This is a genomic window from Vibrio bathopelagicus (assembly GCF_014879975.1).
Lineage (GTDB): Bacteria > Pseudomonadota > Gammaproteobacteria > Enterobacterales > Vibrionaceae > Vibrio > Vibrio bathopelagicus.
The window spans coordinates 207752-230830 of record NZ_CP062501.1; the positions used below are offsets into that span (position 1 = coordinate 207752).

The 23079-nt window shown below is 45.8% G+C and carries 16 protein-coding genes; 9 read left to right on the forward strand and 7 right to left on the reverse strand.

What is annotated here, in order from left to right; all coding sequences use genetic code 11:
- Positions 1–62: 62 nt before the first annotated feature.
- Positions 63–2126, reverse strand: a complete 2064-nt coding sequence (locus IHV80_RS17380) for an ATP-binding protein (protein ID WP_192891611.1) — start codon at positions 2124–2126, stop codon at positions 63–65.
- A 229-nt stretch (positions 2127–2355) separates the two neighbouring features.
- Here IHV80_RS17380 and IHV80_RS17385 point away from each other — a divergent pair, with 229 nt between their 5' ends.
- From IHV80_RS17385 to lhgO, 4 genes are all read left to right on the forward strand, one after another.
- The gene (locus tag IHV80_RS17385; protein WP_192891612.1) at positions 2356–3696 is read left to right on the forward strand and encodes a sigma-54-dependent transcriptional regulator; all 1341 of its coding nucleotides are present in this window, start codon (positions 2356–2358) and stop codon (positions 3694–3696) included.
- Between the two features lie 321 nt (positions 3697–4017).
- The gene (locus IHV80_RS17390) at positions 4018–5031 is read left to right on the forward strand and encodes a TAXI family TRAP transporter solute-binding subunit (RefSeq protein ID WP_048610053.1); all 1014 of its coding nucleotides are present in this window, start codon (positions 4018–4020) and stop codon (positions 5029–5031) included.
- Between the two features lie 150 nt (positions 5032–5181).
- Positions 5182–7359 (forward strand): TRAP transporter permease, encoded by a 2178-nt coding sequence (locus tag IHV80_RS17395; protein WP_192891613.1) that lies wholly within the window; start codon positions 5182–5184, stop codon positions 7357–7359.
- Between the two features lie 26 nt (positions 7360–7385).
- A complete protein-coding gene (gene lhgO, locus IHV80_RS17400; RefSeq protein WP_192891614.1) occupies positions 7386–8600 on the forward strand; it encodes an L-2-hydroxyglutarate oxidase in 1215 nt (404 codons plus the stop codon).
- A 138-nt stretch (positions 8601–8738) separates the two neighbouring features.
- Here the strand turns inward: lhgO and IHV80_RS17405 are convergent, their stop codons facing one another.
- The 5 genes from IHV80_RS17405 to IHV80_RS17425 form a co-directional block, all read right to left on the reverse strand.
- Positions 8739–10295 (reverse strand): M28 family metallopeptidase, encoded by a 1557-nt coding sequence (locus IHV80_RS17405; RefSeq protein ID WP_192891615.1) that lies wholly within the window; start codon positions 10293–10295, stop codon positions 8739–8741.
- A gap of 143 nt (positions 10296–10438) precedes the next feature.
- Complete coding sequence (locus tag IHV80_RS17410; RefSeq protein WP_192891616.1) at positions 10439–12823, reverse strand: M4 family metallopeptidase; 2385 nt, start codon at positions 12821–12823, stop codon at positions 10439–10441.
- A 597-nt stretch (positions 12824–13420) separates the two neighbouring features.
- Entirely contained in the window at positions 13421–13696 is a 276-nt protein-coding gene (locus tag IHV80_RS17415; RefSeq protein ID WP_017632032.1) for a hypothetical protein, read from the reverse strand.
- 135 nt (positions 13697–13831) lie between these two features.
- Complete coding sequence (locus tag IHV80_RS17420) at positions 13832–15151, reverse strand: sensor histidine kinase (protein WP_192891617.1); 1320 nt, start codon at positions 15149–15151, stop codon at positions 13832–13834.
- Positions 15152–15187: 36 nt separating this feature from the next.
- The gene (locus IHV80_RS17425) at positions 15188–15892 is read right to left on the reverse strand and encodes a response regulator (RefSeq protein WP_192891618.1); all 705 of its coding nucleotides are present in this window, start codon (positions 15890–15892) and stop codon (positions 15188–15190) included.
- 288 nt (positions 15893–16180) lie between these two features.
- On the opposite strand from IHV80_RS17425, the gene IHV80_RS17430 reads away from it, so the two are divergent.
- On the forward strand, positions 16181–17278 hold the full coding sequence (locus tag IHV80_RS17430; RefSeq protein ID WP_192891619.1) for an alpha/beta hydrolase: 1098 nt from the start codon (positions 16181–16183) through the stop codon (positions 17276–17278).
- A 315-nt stretch (positions 17279–17593) separates the two neighbouring features.
- Positions 17594–18793: a diaminopropionate ammonia-lyase gene (locus IHV80_RS17435; RefSeq protein WP_192891620.1), complete on the forward strand. Its 1200-nt coding sequence runs from the start codon at positions 17594–17596 to the stop codon at positions 18791–18793.
- A 147-nt stretch (positions 18794–18940) separates the two neighbouring features.
- On the opposite strand, the gene IHV80_RS17440 is transcribed toward IHV80_RS17435, so the two are convergent.
- Entirely contained in the window at positions 18941–19432 is a 492-nt protein-coding gene (locus IHV80_RS17440) for an Lrp/AsnC family transcriptional regulator (RefSeq protein ID WP_192891621.1), read from the reverse strand.
- 295 nt (positions 19433–19727) lie between these two features.
- Here IHV80_RS17440 and IHV80_RS17445 point away from each other — a divergent pair, with 295 nt between their 5' ends.
- The 3 genes from IHV80_RS17445 (at position 19728) to IHV80_RS17455 (ending at position 23065) form a co-directional block, all read left to right on the forward strand.
- Complete coding sequence (locus tag IHV80_RS17445; protein ID WP_192891622.1) at positions 19728–20513, forward strand: maleate cis-trans isomerase family protein; 786 nt, start codon at positions 19728–19730, stop codon at positions 20511–20513.
- A gap of 110 nt (positions 20514–20623) precedes the next feature.
- On the forward strand, positions 20624–21835 hold the full coding sequence (locus IHV80_RS17450) for a M20 aminoacylase family protein (protein ID WP_192891623.1): 1212 nt from the start codon (positions 20624–20626) through the stop codon (positions 21833–21835).
- Between the two features lie 186 nt (positions 21836–22021).
- Complete coding sequence (locus tag IHV80_RS17455; protein WP_192891624.1) at positions 22022–23065, forward strand: TRAP transporter substrate-binding protein; 1044 nt, start codon at positions 22022–22024, stop codon at positions 23063–23065.
- Positions 23066–23079 lie beyond the last annotated feature (14 nt).

Consider the following 23079-nt stretch of genomic DNA (forward strand, 5'->3'; position numbering starts at 1 on the left):
GTGGGCGGTTTTTTAGTTTTAGCTTCTCAATCGGATTTGAATTCTAAACTCTATGTAAGCGACTACTTACTATCAATGTTCTGTAGCGTTAACGTGAATGTCATACCTTGATCTGGGTTGTTCTTGGCTATCAAGGTGCCTTGCATATCCCGTACATTGTTGGCTGTAATCGCTAGCCCTAACCCCAAACCTTCACCCATCTTCTTGTTGGTATGAAACGGTTCGAAAATGGTTTCGAGTTGATCTTCAGATACACCACAACCGTTATCTTTAACCTTGATGATCACGCGTTGTTGCTCGGTATGAGCGCTGATAATAATGGTCGCTGGCGTCTGATTTTTCGTGGCATCGACGGCATTTTTAAGTAGGTTGCCAAGCACTTGTCTGAGTCGCGCCTCTTCTCCCATCACCATCGAAATATTTGAAGCGACACGCACGCGCATATCGACGTTTTCCAATTCGGCTTGATGAATACGCAGGGTTTCTTGCAGTGCGTCTGTCAGTGATACTGGGTAAGGCTTTTCAAGCCTTTTAAAGGCGAACGACTTCAACTGGCTGGTCATGTTGGCCATTCGGTCGATGAGGCTCATCACGAGATCCATGTTCGCTTTCAACATCTTGGTCTCGCCTCTTTCCATCAGTAATTGATTACTTGAAAGCAGGGTTTTTAGACCAGTAAGCGGTTGGTTAAGCTCATGAGTGATCGCACTCGACATCCGCCCTAATGCGGCAAGTTTGCTTGATTCCACCAGTTCTTGCTGCGCATCTTTGAGGTCTTGTGTTCGCTCTTCGACGCGCAGTTGCAGCGTTTTATTGGCTTCCTGAACTGCGATCTCCGCTTTCTTACGTTTACTGATATCAATTACGGTACACAGGTAATAAGTCGTGGCATGCCAAGGAAAGGCGCTAATAGAGAACAACACCGGGAAGTAACTGCCATCGCTGCGCCTCGCCATAGTTTCGACGCTGGTGATCTCAGCCAGTTCTTGGTGTTGTTCCAAGTTCTTGAGCAATTGTAAGCTGGTTGAATTCGGGTTGCCGGCTTCAAATAACTGCCACGCCTTGATATTGCTGATCATTGAATCAGATAGGGAAAAGTAGTTCTTCGCCATCAGGTTGATATCGTGGATGCGACCGTGTTTATCGATCAGTATCAACCCAACATGGGTTTTATTGATCATCCCAGACAGTCGTTTCTCAGACTCTTCGATAAGCTTTTGGATTCGCAGATTGCTGAGTTTTTTCTGGCGTCTTTGATAAAGAATAACCAGTAATAACAGGACGAAAAGACAGCCCACCGCGACACTCCAGCTGATCCAGTTAGTGGTTTGGTTGAGGCTAGTTAATGGGGTGAGGTAGGTTAAACGCCAATTAAGGTCATCTAACTTGATTGACTGAATCAGGTAATCTTTATCTTGCAGTCGCCACACGCGTATATGGGTTTGGTCATACAACTCGCGTTTTGTGGCTGTCGGCTGAGAGTTGAAGGTGTCATTGAACCAATCGGCACTCAGTCGGTGATCACTGGAGAGAAAGAACTGATCTCGAGGGTTTTGGAATAGTATCGCTTCACCATCGGCAAACCATTGATCGGTTAGTAACGATAAGTCGATTTGCACCGCCACAATTCCCACTACATCGGATGCTCTGTAAACGGGTGCAGCAATAAAGTAATCGGGAGTGACACCCTTGTTTTTTGTCACCACTGAAATCGCGCCACCTTGAAGGTGGATCTTAGAAACAATCGTGCTGGCGTTGTTTTTGCTCAGTTTGCTTCTTTCGACACTCGATACCAACAAATCACCTTCGCCAGAAAGCAGATACCAGCCCTTGGTATTGGCGGCTTTATCCAATTGAATCAGTTGTTTCTTGATACGTTTTTCAAGGCGGTCTTCACCATCGATAAAACGAACCGTGGTTTCATCATTGGTTACCAGGTAGGGCAGATAATAGAAACGCTTAAGGGTTCGCCTCGCTTCTGCAATGTAACCAAGGAAGCGTTGTTCGGCGTAGCGTTGGGCTTGCTCGAGTTTCCACTGGCTAATTCCATTTTTGGTGGTGACCTGCACCAATCCAATCAATAAACAGGCACATAGGAATAACCAATATCGATTGTTGTTAACCATTCTTGATTAAATCCTTTTAAAATTAGTGATTTACCTATCTAGATTAATGAGATACGAAGCTTCACTGTTTTATTGCTTGGAAGGTGGAGTGTGGGACAAATCGAAGCTAACAAACATTATTAAACTGTTAAAGGAGTGTTATTCAAAGTGGGAGCTAGCTCCTTTTCGTCTGCGCCTTTTTTACATACCGTGGGCGACATTATCCAGATGTAAGCGACGGAACCAAACTATGCAGCGTATTGCTTTAATTGAAGATGACGCGATTGTGCGTCAAGCAACCAGCCAATGGTTACAGTTGGCTGGCTTTGATGTCACCGCATTTGAAGTGGGGCAAGATGCGTTAGATGCTGTAGAGCTGAGTGATTTTCAGACCATCATCACCGATGTTCGCTTACCTGATATTGATGGTGTTGAACTGCTAAGACGCTTTAAAAGCCTTGTGCCAGATGTGCCCGTTATCTTGATTACAGGTCACGGTGATGTCGATATGGCGGTGAAATCGCTACAGCAAGGTGCCTATGATTTCATTGAAAAGCCGTTCGACCCAGAGCGCCTATCTCAAACGGTATCGGAAGCGGTCGACAAGCATCAAAGTGGCCAAGACAGAAACCGTCGTCAGAACTATCTGGATAACCTTAAGGGCATTGAACAGGTGCTGATTGGTCGCAGCAAGGTGATGTGTGAATTACGCGAGCAAATACAAAAAGTCGCCTCGATTGATACCAATGTGATCATTTATGGTGAAACCGGCTGTGGTAAAGAGCTGGTCGCTTCTTGTCTGCATGAGTTTAGCCAGCGTAAAACCCATCCATTTGTGCCGCTCAACTGTGGTGCGATTCCAGAAAATCTCTTTGAAAGCGAGTTGTTTGGGCATGAAGCTGGTGCGTTTACTGGTGCCGCCAAGCGACGCATTGGTAAGCTTGAATTTGCCGACAAAGGCACGGTGTTTCTTGATGAAATAGAGAGTATGCCGCTGTCGATGCAGGTAAAAGTGCTGCGAACCTTGCAAGATAATGTTGTAGAACGCGTGGGTGGTAATCAGCAACAACATGTTGATCTACGAGTGGTCTCTGCTTCGAAAAGCGATCTACTTAATCATCCTGATTTTCGCCAAGATCTTTTCTATCGTTTGAACGTTGCCCAACTGCATTTACCTCCACTCAGTGATCGCGAAGAAGATGCCTTGCTTTTGTTTGAACACTTTACCCAAGAAGCGAACAGTGAAACCCGAGTTGCCAGTGAGGCCGATCGTTATGCCTTGTTGTCGTATGCATGGCCGGGTAATGTGCGCGAACTGCGTAACGTGGCGATTCGTTTTGCGCTGGATGAAAGCCTGACCGTCGGGGATATTTTGGCGTGTCGACCTAACTCAGTAACAGAATCAACCACGGCAGGCATCCCATTGGCGGTTCAGGTTCAGAGCTTTGAGCGAAAAGTGATTCATGATGCGCTAGTGCGTTATCAAGGGCGCATCAATGATGTGATGCAAGACTTGGATTTACCCCGCCGAACATTGAATCAAAAAATGGTGCGCTATGCGTTGAACCGAAGCGATTATGTCGATTCGTAAGTGATGAGGAGATGAGAGGTGCTGTCATAAATCAATGAGCAAAAAATGGCTCACCTCATATTTGTTACTTTATAAACATTGATCACATAAATACGACGCAGTGTGACTTATCTATCTTTAAATAGATGTTAAAGCTTACTTTGAATAAGCAAAAAATAGCTCATTGATTCGTGGTCAAATAAGCAAGAAATAGCTCACTTCAAATGAGATTTGGAATTAAATTCAATTAAAACAGTGATTTAAAAACTGGCATTGCGCTTGCTATCTAACGATTGTTGTTAACAAAAATATAACGTGAATAACTCTACATGGAGAGTAACAATGAAATACAACAAGCTAGTTAAAACTTTAGCAATCGCAATGGCCTCTATTGGCCTTATCAGCAACGCCTCAGCTCAAGAAGATCGCAGCTACATTTTAGCGACGGCCTCAACGGGTGGTACTTACTATCCAGTGGGGGTGGCTTTAGCGACATTGAGTAAAGTTAAGCTTGCGCCAAAGCAGCACTTTTCTTTAGCGGCTATCAGCTCTGCGGGATCGGGCGAGAACGTGAAACTTCTCAATGAGAACGAAGCACAGTTTGCCATTTTGCAAGGTTTGTATGGTGCATGGGCGTGGCAAGGGCTTGGTCCATATGAGAAGTCAGGCAGTCAAAAACAACTGCGTTCAGTCTCTATGCTATGGCAAAACGTTGAACACTTTATTGTGCGCTCTGATCTGACAGAAACGGGCACCATGAGTGATTTAGAAAATCTAAACGGCAAAAAATTCTCTATCGGTAAGAAGAACTCAGGTACAGAGAATTCAGGACGCCAGATCATGCAAGGCCTGTCGGTTAACCCAGAACAATTTAAACTCGCCTTTATGGGTTACGGCGGCAGTGCAAGTGCACTACAAAATGGCACCATTGATGGCATGAATACGCCTGCTGGTGTGCCTGTTGGTGCGGTAACTCAAGCCTTTGCAGCCTTGGGTGAAGACATTCAAATCCTGTCATTTACCGATGCGCAAATCAAACAAGCGAACGGCGATTACAATATCTGGACCAAGTACGAGATCCCAGCTAACACTTACCCTGGTGTTGATAAGCCGATCACCACTATCGCTCAACCTAACTTCCTAGCGGTTCGTGAAGACATCTCTGAAGAAGATGTTTATCAGCTGACTAAAGCTATCTATGAAAACCTACCTTTCCTACAAGGTATCCACAAAGCAACCAAAGCAATGGCTCTCGAGAAAGGGATCGCAGGTCTGCCTGTTCCACTTCACCCGGGCGCTGCACGTTACTACCAAGAAGTGGGCATCGATGTCCCTTCTGAGTTGATCGTCAACTAACGGTTTCGACAACTAACCGTCTTCGTCAATTCAAAAAACACCCTTCGTAACTAAATTGCTAGGTGCGCGTTCATATTGTGAATGTGTTCGTGCACCTCCTCACTTTATGGATTTTCTCTTCGTGTTTGCTGCGGAGAGCAGGAGTTTTCTATGAGCGATTCGCTGCAGCAGGAACTGAAAAAATTTGAACTGCCGACCCGAACGGATTTTCCGTGGGTAGGCAAAGTGATAACAACCATGGGAGTAATCCTCTCGCTGTTACACATTTGGTTTAACACCTTATCTACCTTGCCAGAGCTTTGGATCTCGGCGACCCACTTTGCTGGCTTTGCGATCATTTGTGCACTTTGGTATCCCGCCCATATCTCATTGAAAAGAAGCAAAATTGCTTTGGCTGTCGATATCGGAATTGCCTTGGCGGCTCTGGCTTGTCTTATCTACATTCCCTTTGCAGAAGATGCACTTTATGAGCGAGGCGTGAAGTTTATCGCCAGTGATTGGTTCTTCTCTATCTTGGCAATTGCCATTGTTATTGAGCTGATTCGTCGCACCATGGGTTGGTTTATTCCGGTGCTTATCTTGGTGTGTTTGAGTTATGTGGTGCTGTGGGGGCAATGGACCAGCGGCATCTTCCATTTCCCGGGTTTGAGCCTTGAAACTCTGCTTTATCGAAGCTTTTACTCATCAGAAGGGATGTTTGGTTCTATCTCAAGAATCAGCTGGACCTTCGTGTTTATGTTCATCCTATTTGGTGCATTCTTAGTGCGTTCGGGTGTCGGTGATTACATCATTGATGTGTCTCGCGCAGCGGCTGGCAAGGTGATTGGTGGCCCTGGTTTCATCGCGGTAATTGGCTCAGGCTTAATGGGGTCAGTGTCTGGTTCGAGCGTAGCAAACACCGTATCGACGGGCGTGATCAGTATTCCCTTAATGCAAAAGGCAGGCTTCCCTTCGCGTTTCGCGGCAGGTGTTGAAGCGGCTGCATCGACGGGCGGGCAGTTGATGCCACCGGTGATGGGTGCGGGTGCGTTTATCATGGCGTCGTACACGCAGATCCCTTATGTCGACATCATTGCGGTTTCCTTCTTACCTGCGCTTATCTACTTTTTGTCTGTGGCATTTTTCGTACGTATTGAAGCAAAACGCAGTGGCGTGCAAAAAGTCACTTCTGGCTGTGAACCTCTATTGAAGGTATTGCTGTCGGGTTGGCACAACCTAATCCCACTAGCGGTGTTGGTGACTCTGTTGGTGAAGGGCTTCACACCGACTTACGCTGCGGGTATCTCGATTCTGTCTGTCGTAGTGGCTTCATGGTTCTCTAAAAATCACAAAATGGGACCAAAGGCGATCATTGAAGCGCTTTCTCAAGGCGCAAAGAACATGGCGACCACGGCGGTGTTGTTGGTGGGTATTGGATTAGTTATCAACGTGATCAGCACGACTGGTATTGGTAACACCTTCTCATTGATGATCAACAGCTGGGCGAACGGCGACTTGTTGGTGATGATAGCTTTAATCGCGCTGGCATCTTTGATTTTGGGTATGGGCTTACCAGTAACCGCGGCTTATATCGTGTTGGGTACTCTGTCTGCTCCAGCCTTGTACAAACTGATTGCTGAAAGCCAGTTGCTCGACTTGTTGGTTTCGGGTCAGTTACCTGAACAGGCGAAAGCTATCTTCATGTTGGCGGCACCAGAAAAATTAGATTTACTGAATGCGCCAATGGCTCTCGAAACAGCCAAAGAGATGATTGCGTTAGTACCTGCTGATTTTGTGGAAACCCTGCTTGAGCAAAGCTTAGGCTTAGAAGCGATTAGCCTTGCACTGCTTTCTGCACACTTGATTATTTTTTGGCTGTCGCAAGACAGCAACGTGACGCCACCTGTTTGTTTAACTGCATTTGCGGCTGCGACCATTGCGAAAACCCCACCGATGAGAACCGGTTTAATGGCATGGAAGATAGCAAAAGGCTTGTATTTGGTGCCATTGCTGATTGCTTACACCAACTTGGTAAGTTGGGATGTGACCTCCGTTTTGGTCACAGGTGGTTTTGCTATTATTGGTACTTACGCGTTTGTTGCTGCGATTGAAGGCTATTTAGAAAGTAAAATTAATCTGCTGACTCGTGTTGTGTTAATCGTGCTGGGTGTGGCATTGGTTTGGCCTGATATTTCAGTCGTGATTCGTCTAGTGTGCGTAGCACTTTTCGTTGGCCTCTTTATTCACACGGCTCGTCAATACGATGCGAATCAAGTGAAAAAGGAATCGGAAGATGAGCAAGAATCGTTGCCTCAAACCGAACCTGACACTGTCGCGTCTTCCCTATAATTAAAAGGATTGAATGTAGGAATATTATGAACTCAACATACGACTATATTATCGTTGGTGGTGGCATTGTTGGCGTGTCGACGGCATGGCAATTACAGCAAGCTCACCCTGATAAAAGTATCCTTTTAGTCGAAAAGGAGCGTGGCTTCGCGCAGCACCAAACTGGCCATAACAGTGGTGTGATTCACGCTGGCGTTTACTACGCTCCGGGCAGTTTAAAGGCGGATTTTTGTAAGCGTGGCGTCGAGCGCACCATCGCCTTTTGTAGCCAACACGATATCCCTGTCGAAAACTGTGGCAAGCTGTTGGTCGCGACCAATGAGCAGGAAGTTGAGCGAATGAATGCTCTCTATCAACGTTGTCATGATAACGACATTGATGTCGATCTCTTGGATCAAGCGCAACTGAAACTTGCAGAGCCTAACATCACCGGTTTGGGCGCGATTTATGTCAAAACCACTAGTATTGTCGACTACAAAAAAGTCACCGAAGTGATGGCTCAGCAGTTTGTTGAGGCGGGTGGCGAGTTGAGCTTAGGCGCAGAAGTAATCATGGCAGATGAGCAAGACGATGAGGTGCAACTGACCTGCAAAGTGGATGGTCAAACTCTACAACTGAACAGCCGATTCTTGATCACTTGTTCTGGTTTGATGGCCGATAGAATGACTAGCATGCTTGGCATCGAAACCGACTTCCAAATCGTGCCTTATCGCGGTGAGTATTATCAGTTGGACGCCAAACACAACCAAGTGGTGAATCATCTTATCTACCCGATCCCTGACCCTGAACTGCCATTCTTGGGTGTGCATTTAACACGTATGATTGATGGCTCCGTAACAGTAGGGCCAAATGCAGTTCAAGGCTGGAAGCGAGAAGGTTATGGCAAGCTTAATTTTAGTTTCAAGGACACTTGGCAGATGCTGAGCTTTGCGGGCTTTTGGAAAGTGACTGCGAATAATCTGAAAACCGGTTTGATCGAGTTTAAGAACTCGTGGTGGAAACCGGGTTACCTAAAATTAGTTAACAAATATTGCCCGAGCATTACGGTGTCAGATTTCAAACCTTACCCAGCAGGTATTCGTGCCCAAGCGGTACTCAAAGATGGCACCTTGGTTCATGATTTTCTGTTTGCCGAAAGCCCAAGAAGCTTGCATGTGTGCAATGCGCCATCACCGGCGGCGACTTCTGCGATGCCGATTGGTGAGTATATTTGTAGTAAGGTGATGAAAAAGACGGCTTGATGATAACTGAAGGCTATTGATCGAACTTTTCTCCGAAGACAATAAAAAATCCGCTAGCTCAATTCTATTTAGGATCGAGCTAGCGGATTTTTAGTTTTAGCCGTATTTGCTGGGGTTAATGTTCGTAAACAACTAACCTTATAGCCCATCAGGCACAAAGTTAGCGACAATGGTGACATCGCTAAAGTTGCGGTAGCCGCGTACCATGATGTTGAATTCACCCGCAGGTTTATTCAATACACACTGTTCGTTGCTGCTGTTCTGGTATGGACGGCAATCGTAGCTTGCTTTTGATACGGTGCCATTGTGCTTCACATACAAGTCGGCATCGCCACTACGAGGGCCTGTTAATGTTATCGTTAATTGACCCGCACTTTCCGTCGTAAAGGTGAAGAACTGCTCTTCACCATATCCTGCAGCAAGCCCTTCAACAGGCACGTCATTTTGCAGCTCTTTAGAGCCTGCAACGGGCGAATCAAGGCTGGTTTCGACAAGGTAGGCAATCGCCAGTTTGGCGAACTTGGTCGCGTGTGTCGCGGTTGGATCAGAGTTTTCAAGCGTGTCGTGCTGGGTATGAATACTTGGGTTGTAATCATTGAACATGCTTTCGAATGGCATGGCTGCTGGGTAGCCAACATTGTGCCAAGAGGCGTGGTCAGAACAGGCATAGCCACAATCATCGAAACCGTAACTGATATCGCTGGCATAGGTGTCGATCAGCTCGCTTAAGTAGGTGGTTAAGTTACTGTCGGTATAGTCCGTGATGAAGGTGATATCGTGCGCTGAACCGTTGTAGTTGGTCATGTCTAATTGCAGCACCGATACAACGTTGGCTTGCTCATCTCTTAAAGCGTTGGCGACATCTTGTGAACCGCGCAGCCCCACTTCTTCCGCAGCATACCCATAGAACTTAATGGTTTTATCTGGCTGAATACCGCTGGCGATCATCAGACGCAGTGATTCAGTAACGGTTGCAATACCAGATGCATCGTCATCGGCTCCCGGTGAGATGGTGCCTTCGCTTGTCCAAGACCCAACGGTCGAATCAAGATGTCCGCCAACAACGACGATCTCTTCAGGATACTTAGCGCCAAGCAGTGTCACTTCAACGGATTTTTGCGGATATTCGGCATGCGTGATCTGTCGTGCTGACGCATACGATACATCCTTAATTTCCGTTTTCCAACGCTCTAAAAGCCAATCTGAAGCAGCGACACCAGTAGAAGTAGTATAAAAACGGTTGGTGAAGTTGGTTAGATTTTCAATGGTCGTGACCATGTTGTTCGGCTCGACCTGAGCGAGTAGGTCATTAACCGTGTCTTGATGGCTGATCACCGGTTTTTCGAAGGTGCTCATTGTCAGTGGCATCGCTGCGGCTTTGAGCGCACTTGCTTTGTCTTCGTGTACCATGTAGCCACCACAACGGTGGGTTTCTTCGTGCATGTGGCTAGAGAGTTTAGCCAGCTGTTTTGCGTTGATTTTCGCGACGATGGGATGCTTGTTTCCAGTCACGCTTGGGTAAACCGTTGCGCCATGCTGAGTCATTATATGCTGTGCGTCAGCATCGGTGGTGATCCAAACTTCTTCGTTCGCTGGTGGTGTGATGCCAAGGGATGCGTAAGCCGAAGTACTGTGGATTAATGCTAAAGAGCCTCCGAGTACAGCCAAAGCTAGCATGCTTTTTTGAATAGCCATTTGTCGTCCTTTTTATGGTGAGTATTGTTATGTTGATGAGTGTGATTTTTGTGTAATGTGCGGATGTTTTTGTGTAGATGTTTCATTTCCTGAACAGATAATCGCGAAAAGGGCCCCTTACGGAGCCCTGAATTCACTTTCGATTATTGTGCTTTAATGAAACGGTAGTGCTTGGTTTCAGAACAGATATCGCTTGAGGTACACACTTGGTACTCCACATCCACCGTGCCGTTGTGACGGAACTTATCGACGTATGAGTTGAAGTCTGTAGCACCAACATTTTTGCCATTACGCTTAATCACGAAGTAGTCATTGGTGTCGTAATCCCATGCCAGCTTAACGCGAGCCTTACCGTTCGGGTTTTTGTTACCAAACTTCAGTTTTAGCGGGAAGCCTTCTGCTGAGTCACCTTCAATCGTGATCGACTTGCTTGTCGATGTTGCAACGCCTACATCGTCAGTCACGGTTAGGGTAACCACGTAGTCTCCAGCTTCAGCGTAGGTATAACGAGTCACTTCACCGGTTTGCGTGTTGCCATCGCCTAGGTTCCATTGGTAAGAAACGATCTGACCGTCGCTATCCGAACTTGTGCTGCGTAGCTCTACTTCTTTGCCTACGACCGTGTGCTCGAAAGAAGAAACTGGCGGTACGTTAGCATTGCCTGATTCGTACGATGCTTTCAGATTTGCACCTGCGTAATCTGAGTAACCCAGAATGTTCACCGTGTAGCGACCAGCTGTTGGGTTTTCAATTACACACACTTCATCGGTTACGCTTTCACTCTTACAGATATTCTGTTGAGAGCTTGGCGCGTAATCTAGGCCGACATACATATCCGGGTCACCAGTAGACACTGCAAGATCAATCGTCAGCTTGTCTTGGCCTTCTGGTACATCGATATCGAAGTAAGTTTTTGAGCCTGTTTCACCAGCAACCGCAGCTTCAACACCGTTTTCAAGGCGTTGATATTCCGGTTCTGGCGGCAGTGGTGGCTCTGCACATGGGGTGACACCCACAAGAGCGAACGCAGAAACAACGTCATCGGCATTGTAGCCAAGGTCGGTTGCTGAGTTTTTCACGCCACAAGCACCCTGCCAGAAGTCACTGTTTTCTGACCAGTAGATTTGGTTGGATAGCACGAAAAGCTCGAACGCTTTTTTAGTATCCCAGCCTTGCGTGGTTGCAAGGTGGTAGAAGGCTTTGTTGAACACGCCCGAGCTGTAGTGCACGTTCAAGCCATCGTAGTACTCGGATGCATTGTTGATTGAAGAACCATCGCGTGATGGATCGTCCATGTAACGCAGAGCGCCGTCGCCTTTAAAGATATTACGGCCGACCATCCAGTCGTTGGTGCCTTTCATGTAGTATTCTGCCGCTTCACCTGCCATATCAGAGAAAGCTTCGTTCATACCACCGGATTGATTCGCGTAAACCAAACCTGAGTTTTGCTCAGTGAAACCGTGGCTCACTTCGTGCGCTGATACATCTAGGCTTACAAGTGGGTAGAAGAAGCTTTCACCATCTCCGAATGTCATTGCCTTGCCGTCCCAAAATGCATTCTCGTAGTTGTTACCGTAATGAACTCGCATCATGAGTTTAAAAGAGAGTGGCGCAGTGTCGAACCAGTTCTTATACATGTCGAACACGATGTTACCGAAGTAGTGCGCATCGTTGAGTGGAGAGAAGGCTCCGTTCACTTCTTTATGTTCGTTACGAGGACATTCGTAGCTGTAAGTGGTGTCGCCATCGGTAGCACCATTTAGGTCAACAGTGACAACATTCTCCGATTCCATCACACACTCTGTACCATTTTCTACCACATCAAGGTAGTGGTAGTCGGTACCGTATTCGTACATGCCCGTTTTTTCGTTACCACCCGGGCCTGTACCGATCTGTGCGTGAGCAATACCTTCCCAACGGTCGATAACTTCGCCGCTGTGCGCGTCTAGCATGGTGAATGGTCGAGTCGGCTGTTCGCTGCCTTCGACAAGATAAGAGATAACGTAAACTAGGCGTGTTTTATTTGCACCTTGTGTACCAATGCCTTGTTTATCGGCTCCTTGGTTAGATGCGCCCTGATAAATAAACAGCTCATGTTGTACGTTGTCTAGAGATTTGCTGGTTAAGCCCTGAACCTTGAGATCTTTACTCGCAAGCTCAACGGCTTGGGAGCTGTTGATTGATGGTTTAACAAAAGAACGCTCTAGGGTTGTTGTTTTGAGGTAGCGGCCTTGAACGGACTTAAGCGCGCCACCTTGTACACTTTGGGTTGCATTCAGGTAGTGCCCCCATACTGGCGTTCCCCAGATGTTTTGCTGGATCTTAACTTTGTAGATACCACGCTTTTTCAGGTTCACTTCTTTAACCATCTTGAAGCTAGAAGCATTGCTAACACCTAACTGGGTATTCAACCCAGAAAAGTTAGTAAAGTTGATGGGTTGATCAATCTGAACCGATTCATTTGCATGCACTGACAAAGACATAGCACTGGCTATAGCAACGGCAACTAAACGCTTTCTTATTTTCATTGTTATTTTCTCTTTCCATGTAAAATCAAAGAAAACGTAACAAAATTCTCACAGCGAATTTACATCATTCGATCTGATTAATTAGTAGCATGGCAATGATCTCTTTTATTCATGAAACTTATATTTCTCGTATTTACAGATAGTTATCGTTTCTGTTTATTTTTGAATGCACCCATAGATTTTGTTTATAAAATCATGACACTTTTATTAAGTGTTATTTTTTTATGGAAATTAAGATTTCTGGGTAAATTGATCTGCGCCTCAATTAACGGATTCTGGGTTGATAGAAGGATCAACGATTTAGGCGTGTCAGTTTAAGCGGAAGGTAATTAAGCGAATTTAAGGGCCATTTTGATAAGAAATTGAAGGTTTTTAGGCTTATTTTTCGAATTGTTACTTATAAGAGGGCAGGGTACTTAGGAATTTTTTTGGCACAGAGCACAAAATCTGCTGGATGAAAAAAGCCAGTGACGAGGTCACTGGCTTACAGGCTACTGATTAAAGGTGCGTAACTTACGTGTGCAATTAAGATAGGTACCTTAAGTATGCAACGATAGGGAATTATTGCTTTTTAACGAGTTATTGCTTTCTAACGAATTATTGCTTCTTACCGCCAACTTGAACGTAGTCGATACCGATAATACGGTTGATGATACCCAGAACAGAGCTTGTATCAGAGTTTGTTGAGCGAATAGTCTCAACCGTAGCGCCTTCAGGTACTAATTCCATTGCGCGGTCTTGAGTATTGCCCGGAACCTGGAAACCGACGATGTTGAAGCTCTCAGCGTGCGCTGTGTAAACTTCTTCGTTGTGGCTGATACCTGAACAACCTGCTAGAGAGACAATGCCTAAAACAACTAATAACTTTTTCATAAAAATACCTTAAGAATGATTGGAATCTAGATGGCAAGCCACAAAGGCAGTGTCATGATTATTTAGATTCAATAAGTTCATGGGAGACAGCATCTCCCGACCGATGTTGAACATTATTCCAGAGGTGTTTTGTCGTTACTGTATGGGTTTGTCAGCTGAATCATTACATAGCTGAATGGTTATGGTGAATACTGCACCCTTTAAGGCTTGGCTCTGACCAACTACCACGGTTGCGTTGTGTTGAGCGCAGATCTTCTCGACGATAGACAGTCCTAAACCATGGCCGCTCTTGGCTTTGTTACGCGCTTTGTCGCCAACGTAAAACGGTTCAAACAGGCGAGCCTGATGTTCTTGAGCCACACCATCACCATCATCATGCACCGCAATCTGTAGTTGTTCTTGATGCACACTGGCTTCAATCAACACTTGAGAGCGTGCGAATTTCATGGCGTTACGTACGAGGTTATCTAGGGCGCGGTTCAGCAGTATCTCATCCGCCAGTATCGAGCTAGGTTGCTTTGGCAGTGATAGGTCGATGTTGAGCTGAGTATCCTTGTTCCAACGCGTCATTGCGTTGTCGAGAAGGTCTCTTATCTCTAATGGCTGTTGTAGATTTTCGAGGTCGCAGCTATCCAGTTTGGCGTAACACAATAGCTCGTCGACCATTTTCTCCATCTCTTCGGTATCTTCAACAATACTTTCTACAGTCTCTTGTTGAGCTTCGTTGAGTGGCGTGTCTTTGAGCATTTCAGCTTGCCATTGGATACGGAATATCGGCGTGCGCAGTTCATGAGCGACGGCATTAGTGAGCGAGCGATTACTCTCAATCAAGCGGTGAATTCGGTCGGCCATTAGGTTGAAAGACTTGTTCAATGAGCCGATTGCAATGCCGCTTGAGGTCTCGGCTCGCGAGGAGAGATCCCCTTCTGCAAAGGCTAGAGTCGCCGATTCCAGCTTCTTAACTCGGCGGAAGATGATAAATAGGTGGCATACGCCGTATAAGATAAAGCTTGCTAGGAAGAACAACCAAATGAGGTCATCTTCCAATTCTATCTTTTGTCTAACGAACGCTTCACTGTTGGGGAGATAATGATAGGTATTGTCACTGCTTGCTAAGCGAAACCATAGATCACGTTCATCATCGTGAAAGATAAAGGTATTTGGGTTGGTCGAGAAGAACTCTGAAACAGGGCTTGGTATTTCATCTTTTGGGTTGAACGTCACCAGTTTATTTCGAGTGGTTTCGACAAACTGGTTCATTGCTTGTTGAGCCGCTTCAAGCCCCTGATTTTTTGCGATGTTTTCTATGAGTTGCTGGTGGGCTGTCGCTTCATAATCTTGCAGAACATATTCGTAGTCGGTATTGAGCTGATAGACACAGATTTCGTAGGCGACAAGGCCGCCCATAAAGCAAACTAACAGCCCTAATAGGGACTCCAAAAAGATACGTCGCATAATCGCTCTCTTTCATTACGCTCGTCGTGAGCGAAGTTAATGCCAGGCGGTTGAAACAAACAAGTAGCCTTTACCGCGAATGGTCTGAATTTTCTCTGCTGGTGTGTGGTCGTCGCCCAATATCTTTCTTAGACGCACGACTTTGTTATCTATTGTGCGGTCGATCCCATCGTACTCAATGCCGCGCAGTGTTTGCGTCAAATAGTCACGTGATAACGGAGTATCAGGGTTGCTCGCTAATAACCAAAGTAGGTCGAACTCGCTGTCAGTGAGTGATAAGACGGCGCCTGAAAGTTCACACTTCTTATAAGTGTTTTTCAGAACGAGTTGATCAAACTGAAGGTTGTCTGAGTCAGCGACTGAAGCCGTATTGGCGTCTTGGCGGCGTAATAGCGAACGAACTCTGGCCAGCAGAACTCTTGGTTTGATTGGCTTGGTGACATAGTCATCAGCCCCTGTCTCTAAACCAGCGACGTGATCAAAGTCGTCATCGCTGGCGGTGAGCATCAAGATTTTACCTTTATAGTGCGTACGCGTCTGTCGGCAGATTGTAAGTCCATCAGTTACAGGAAGCATCAAATCTAGCAGTACGATGTCAGGTTGCTCCGCGAGGATAGTCTGTGCGGCATCACTGCCATCGTCCAATACCGTGACATCAAAATCTTGCGCGACAAAGTAGTCCTGCAACATTTTCTGAAGTTTCAAATCGTCTTCCACGATGATCATTTTAGGTTTTGTCATTCCATTATCAGCCTTGTCGTGCGTTTCAATCATTGAGATTACGTGAGCGAGTCTTCGTCGTGATGAGCCATTTCGATTACGCTCTGTTGCATATTGAGTTCACATGCTTCACTAAATACCTAACGCGAATGATTAAACACTTTATAAGTTAGTTCAATGATGAATTGGCATTTATAGGAAAATAAAAAACATTGTTCAAATAGGTTCGACATTCTAATACATTTTCACGACAGATAAATTTAGCACTAAACAATAGAATTTCCCTATCAAACACTTTGGGAATGACGCATGAATAACTATAGAAAAACGTTACTGGCACTGCCTTTGATTATTTTAGCTGGGTGCAACTCAAGCTCTAACTCAGGTAAAGCGGGGACTAAAGCACAAGTAAAACCTAAGGCGGATTACGTATTTTCATCAGTGAAATTAGGTAAGTTGTATCAAGAGCGAGAAGAGCTTCAAGAGGCAATGAAACTAACCTATGACGGTGTGCAGTACGACAAAATTCAATTTGCTGAAGACATCAGTGATAAGCAAAAAGTAGTAAGGCTTGCGGATAGTTTAGGTCAAAGTGTGGATCTGTACCTCCCTGATGCTGGAACCGATGACTGTGCGATTTACCGCGAGGGTAATTTTTTTGATTCATTTGATTGTGGTACGGCTCAACGTTCAATTGGGAATGACACCACCTTAATTAACACGACGACGAATACGAATAAACAAGTCGAGCTTGAGTATCACAATGAACTGGTCCAATACGTGACTAGCCTAGGGTCTACAATCCTGAGTAAAACCAAAAGTGGGAACAAGGTAACGATCACCACGTCGTTTGCTTTCAATGCTTTTTACCGCGATGTGCTCAACGAGACTGGCGCTGTTGAGCGAATTCAGTCGACTCTGGGGGCATCAACTTATTCTCAGTTGTTTGATATCGTGAAATTGTATCAAGGCAGTGAGATGACGCTGAAGTTTACCAACCATATTGGTGGCAGTGCCGACGATGATATCAATATGTACACCGGTCGCATGATCCACAATAACAACATGACGACGATCGTAACGCCTACAGGCTCGGTGTTCTCTGGCGGCACGGACCTGTTTGCTGCAGGTAATCCACGAGTTTTGCAACGCGCTGATACCACTAAAGTTATTGAGCTTAATAAGCAGGTTGGTGTGCACAGTTGGGCTGAGGGTGATAAAACAGCCAAAGAATTCCCATACACCAACGAAAGCCATCGTAAGCAAGCGACCTACTTTAAAAAGGTGATGGGAGACAAAGGAATCGATTTCTATATCTTCACTTTAGACTCTGCTCCTGCTTCTGGTGAACACTGGGTGACTAAGGCCGATTCAGATAAATATGGTTTCATCACTCGTATTGAGTAGCTTTGACTAGCATTAAAAATTAGGTGTGTATGCTGAAAGGTTGGTTGTGCTTTGTCATTACCAACCTTTTTTGTTCTGGAATTGAAGGTGGTACCGCTTGTAATGCTCATGAATTCAACGAGAGAACATGGATGTGAGTAAAAACCGCATTTATTCGCTAAGTAACGACTAATTTCTGCAGATTTGGTTTTTAGAAAGCACAATCACAGCACTTTGATGCCGATAAACTTTAATATCCGCAAGCCTTACAAGCCGAAGACGATTATGTTTGGTGATGTAAGGAGCAATGTGAATGACTAATAAGGACGATCATTTATGCAGTTACTGGCTGGCACTCTGACACACTATGCTAACCCTCAAGCACGCCCTGAATTGGAGTACTCAAGTGAGCAACTTGATATTCTGAGTGTTGCGAGTTCTGAGCAGGCAATTAAGGACATTTCACAATGGCCGGGTTATTCCATCACTCCTTTGCATGAATTGAATAGTATTTCTGCTGAGATCGGTGTAAACAAGTTTTGGTACAAAGATGAATCGCAGCGTTTTGGCCTAAAGAGTTTTAAAGCACTCGGTGGCGCGTATGCTGTTGCCCGTCAGCTTCAGATTGAGATCGCCAACCGTTATGGGAAGAATCCAACCATCAGTGAGCTGCTCAACGGGGAATGGAAATCAGAAGTTGCTGAAATTGTTGTCAGCTGTGCGACAGACGGAAACCATGGCCGCTCGGTCGCGTGGGGCGCACAAATGTTTGGTTGTGGTTGTGTTATCTACATTCATCGCGATGTGTCGGAAGGGCGTAAGCAAGCGATGGAAGCGTTTGGCGCAGAAGTGGTTCGCATCACCGGTAACTACGATGAATCTGTTCGCTTGGCTGACTCTGAAGCCAAAGCGAAAAATCGTGTGATCGTGTCGGACACCTCTTACGAAGGCTACATGGAAATCCCTAAAGACGTTGCTCTGGGTTATACCGTGATGTTGGCTGAAATTGTCGAGCAACTTGATGGTGAAATCCCCACTCATGTTTTCGTACAAGGCGGTGTGGGCGGTTTGGCATCCGCTGTTTGTGGTTACTTCTGGGATCTGTGGGGCGCTGAGCGTCCACGCTTTGTAATCGTCGAACCTGAGCTGGCAAACTGTCTTCAGAAGAGTGCTCAAGCGGGCAAGCCCGTAGTAGTTACAGGTGATCTAGAGACACTGATGGCTGGCCTTGCTTGTGGTGAGGTTTCAAGCTTGGCGTGGACAATTCTACAAAATGGCGCGGATGACTTTATGACGCTGAGCGAAGAGGCCATTCCGCAAGCGATGCGTATGTTGGCGAGTGGCGAACACACGGAAGTGGCGATTGAAGGTGGTGAGTCTGCGGTTCCGGGTTTTTCTGCTGCTATCATCGCCAAACAAGAACCGAAATTCGCTGAAAAATTGAATTTAACTGAAGACAGCCGAGTGCTGGTTATTGGTACCGAAGGGGCGACTGACCCTGAGCTATACCAACAAATCATCGACAACAAAATCTAATAACGAAAAGTACATAGTTAGCAGTTAATAGCTAATCACGAACAACGAATAATAAAGTAAGCCCCAAAGTTGGCGGTATGTAAGGTTTCTTCATACCGTCTTTTTTATTCCTGTATTCCTGTTTCGTTTTCCGACGTGTTGCGTTATCTAATCACGCTGCTCATCAATTGGAATGGTTAGACCTACCTTGACGTTATCCATCACCACATTGGTTTGAAAGCTCTTGATATTGGCATTATCGAAGAAAGCCTCACGCGTAAAATTGTCGTACCCCTCCATATCTGCCGCAGTGACGATCAAGATAAAGTCAGAACTGCCCGTCACGTAATAGCACTGCTGTACAGATCGATTGGCACTCATCTCTTTTTTGAAGTTATGCATCAAATCAACACGCTCACGCTCCAAGGTTACTTGGACGATAAAAGTCATCGCATGACCCACCGCTTTTGGATTGATGACCGAGACATCCGCTTGAATGACCCCTTGAGTTCGCATGCGTTTTAAACGCCGTTGAACGGCGGCGGGAGAGAGCCCCACTTTTTCTGCGATGTTGTCCGAAGTTGCTCGATTTGAGTCTTGTACGATGTTGAGGATCTTTCTGTCAAAACTGTCGACCATCATTTCCGGTTGCTGTGCCATACCAACGCTTCCCAATATTTGCTTGTAAGTGAATTGTTACTTTTAAGTCATTGTGTGATCAAGATTAAGGTATTTTTCCTTAGCAATGAGTGAGCCACCGATGAGAACAAAAAATCGCTATAACGTAATAAAAATGCGGAATTTCTGCACAATAAATACGTTATTTGATGATAATCCTTAAACTTATCGAGGCATTATTAACCTTGTAAACAAAATGTAAAGAGTCAATTGGCAAAGATGTTAGTTGTGAGTGCACATTTTATTAACACTTAATGAGTTCAAGGAATCGGTAAGTATGAGATCTGGAATCGCTACTTTACAGTCTGAATTAGAAGCATTAGCACCAGCAGGACGCGTCGGTGTGATCGCGTTAGCAACCGACTTTAATATTGAGCGAGATCTCGCCCTACTGTACCCAAGTGATGTGCAATCTTTTACTAGCCGTGTTCGAAATTACAATCCTTTGACCATTGATAACTTACGCAGAATGGAGCCGGGAATTGCCGCTTGTGCCGATACTATCTTACCGGGCACAGAGTTGGATGTTGTGATTTACGCATGTACCTCTGGCACGGTGGCTATCGGAAGCGAGCGAATTACCCAGCTCATTCATCAGTCTCGCCCAAACGCTGCGGTAACGAACCCTGTGACCGCTGCCTTAGCGGCTTTCGACAGCTTTAAAGCTAAGCGCATCTCAATATTGACCCCTTATACCGAAGCGGTGAACAAGGGTGTTGCCGAGTTCTTTACCTCACAGGGAATTGAAGTGCTGAGCATTCATGGTTTTGGTTTTGAAGATGACACCGCGATGACGTTCATTGATCCAATGGACATTAAACACACCGCACTACAAGTTTGCGACCCTGAAGCGGATCTTCTGTTTATCTCTTGCACGGCATTGCGTGCAGCATCCGTTGTTGAATCCATTGAAGCGGAATTAGATAAGCCCGTTGTTAGCAGCAATCAGGTGCTGGCTTGGCACTCGCTTCAGTTGATGAATTACCCCACGCCTATCAAAGGCTTCGGTACGCTGTTAGAGCATCACCTTCAACCAGCTTCAGGTAATGACCGAAGGTCGTAGCCGTTTTAATGATTTCTGATTAAGGCTGCTCGTTTTGCGTTTACATCAAGCCGCCAAGCTAACTCTACATTTAACGTTAATACAAAGAATTACACTTTGGGATCACTACTATGTCGTCTACTTTCTCGGTAAAACCAGACCAACTGTCTTCGCAGCTTATTCAAAGCATGACGGAATGGCGTCAACACTTACATCGTTTTCCTGAATGCGGCTTTGACGTGAATCTCACCTCTGATTTCATCGCCAATCAATTACACAGCTTTGGTATCGAAGTGGTGCGCAATATTGGCAAAACGGGATTGGTAGGGATACTTCGTTCAGGATCAAGTGAAGCGAGTATTGGCCTAAGAGCTGATATGGATGCTCTGCATATTCATGAACAAAACAGCTTCGTACATTGCTCACAACACGATGGAAAGATGCACGCTTGTGGCCACGATGGACACTCTGCAATGCTGCTTGGCGCAGCAAGTTATTTAGCCGAAAACCTATTGGCAGGGAACCCAACCTTCGATGGCACGGCGTATTTCATTTTTCAACCCGATGAAGAGCATGGCTGCGGCGCGCAAGCGATGATTGATGATGGCTTGTTTGAGCGATTCTCGATTGATGAAGTGTATGGCGTACATAACTTTCCCGGTTTAGCGGAAGGTGAATTGATGGTTCGTCCTGGATCATTAATGGCCAGTGAGAGCAGCTTTGAGATCACGATCAACGGTGTGGGTGGGCATGCCGCTCTGCCGCATCAAGGGGTCGATCCTCTAGTCGTTGGCTCGCAAGTAATCCTTGGTCTGCAAACCATCGTGTCTCGCAATCTTAGCGCGATTCACGATACTGCTGTGGTTTCAGCAACCGAGTTTATTACAGACGGTACGGTTAACGTTATCCCAACCCAAGTGATTATTAAGGGAGATTGCCGTTGTTTTACTGAATCTTCTCTCGCCCTAATCAAGCAAAGTATGGAGCGAATCGTGGCGGGCATTTGTCAGGCGGCAGGTGCGACTTACGAATTTGAGTTTATCAATACCTTCTACCCAACCATCAATAGTGAGCAACAAACCCAATATTCGGTTGCCGCCGCGCAGAAGGTGCTTGGTGTCGAGAACGTTAATGACGCCTGCGACCCACTGACAATTTCGGAAGATTTCTCAAGCATGTTGCGTGTTAAACCGGGCTGTTATGTGTTGTTGGGTAATGGCACGGAATCGGTCGGTGGCTGTGCATTGCATAACCCCGAATACGATTTTAACGACGGCATCTTAAAGCTCGGTGCGAGCTACTGGATTCAGTTGGTGAACGACCGTTTAGCAAGATCAATTTAGAAACGGCTCAATGAGAAGCAAGTCAATGAGAAGCAACAAGTAGAGAAACAGATTCAGCAGTGGCGAATTTGGCACTGCAAGATGGCTGACTTTAAACGGAGTTTATTGTCGACACAGCCAAAACTGAAGCGCGTGAAGTGACCAAGGTCATCAACGTGTAATTAGGATAATAAAAGGAAAGACAGGATGAAACGATTAGGCGTAGCACTGCTAAGTTTTAGCATGGTTTTTGGCGTTCATGCCGAAACATGGAAGTTTGCTTCAGAAGAGGACAAAACAGACGTTCAAGATATCTATGCGCAAAAATTTGCGGAAGTGATTAAGAAGGAATCTGATGGTGACATCCGTGTTCGCATCTATTACTACGGTCAACTGGGTACAGAAAACGACATCGTAGAACTGGCTGCTAAAGGTACGATTCAATTTGTGTCTGTAGGTGCGGGTCACTTAGGGTCTTATGTTCCTGAAGTACAAGCGGTGAGCTTACCGTATGTTCTGGGTACTAACGAAGCGATCACGCATAAGGTCTTAACGGAAAGCCCAACCATCTACAACAAGCTGGCACCCAAGTTTGAGAGCGTGAACTTAAAGCTGTTGTCGATGATGTCTGAAGGCGAAATGGTGTGGGGTGGCAACAAACCTATCCGCACGCCTGAAGATTTTGCGAACCAGAAAATCCGTACTTTCACTTCAACCGTTCCTGTTGAAACCTACAAAGCGTTTGGTGCAACACCCACCCCTCTTTCTTGGGGTGAAGTGTACGGTTCACTGCAACTTAAGACCATTGATAGCATGGTTAACCCTATCTACTTCATCTACAACGCGAAGTGGCATGAGGTTCAAGATTACCTAATGTTCCCAGGTCAACAACCTTATGTGAGCACCGTTTCGACCAACAGCAAGTGGTACAACGGCCTGTCGGAAGAGAAGCAAGCGATGGTCGACAAAGCGATCACAGCCGCTGACCAAGCTGCGTATGACTACCAAATCCGCATCAACAAAGAGAACATGGACAAGATCTTGAAAGAGCGTCCAAACATGCAAGTGGTCGTGTTAACCGAGGAAGAGCGTGAACGCTTCAAGGTCCTCAGTCAAAAGCTGCACACGACTTACTATGACGTGGTAGCAAATGCTTACCCTTCTGGTGAGCAAAGTGAAGCGCGTGAGGGTGCGAAAACCATTCTCGAAGAAATCCTAGATGAAGTGAAGGCTGCTTCAGCGACGCAATAAAAAGCGTTAGTAAG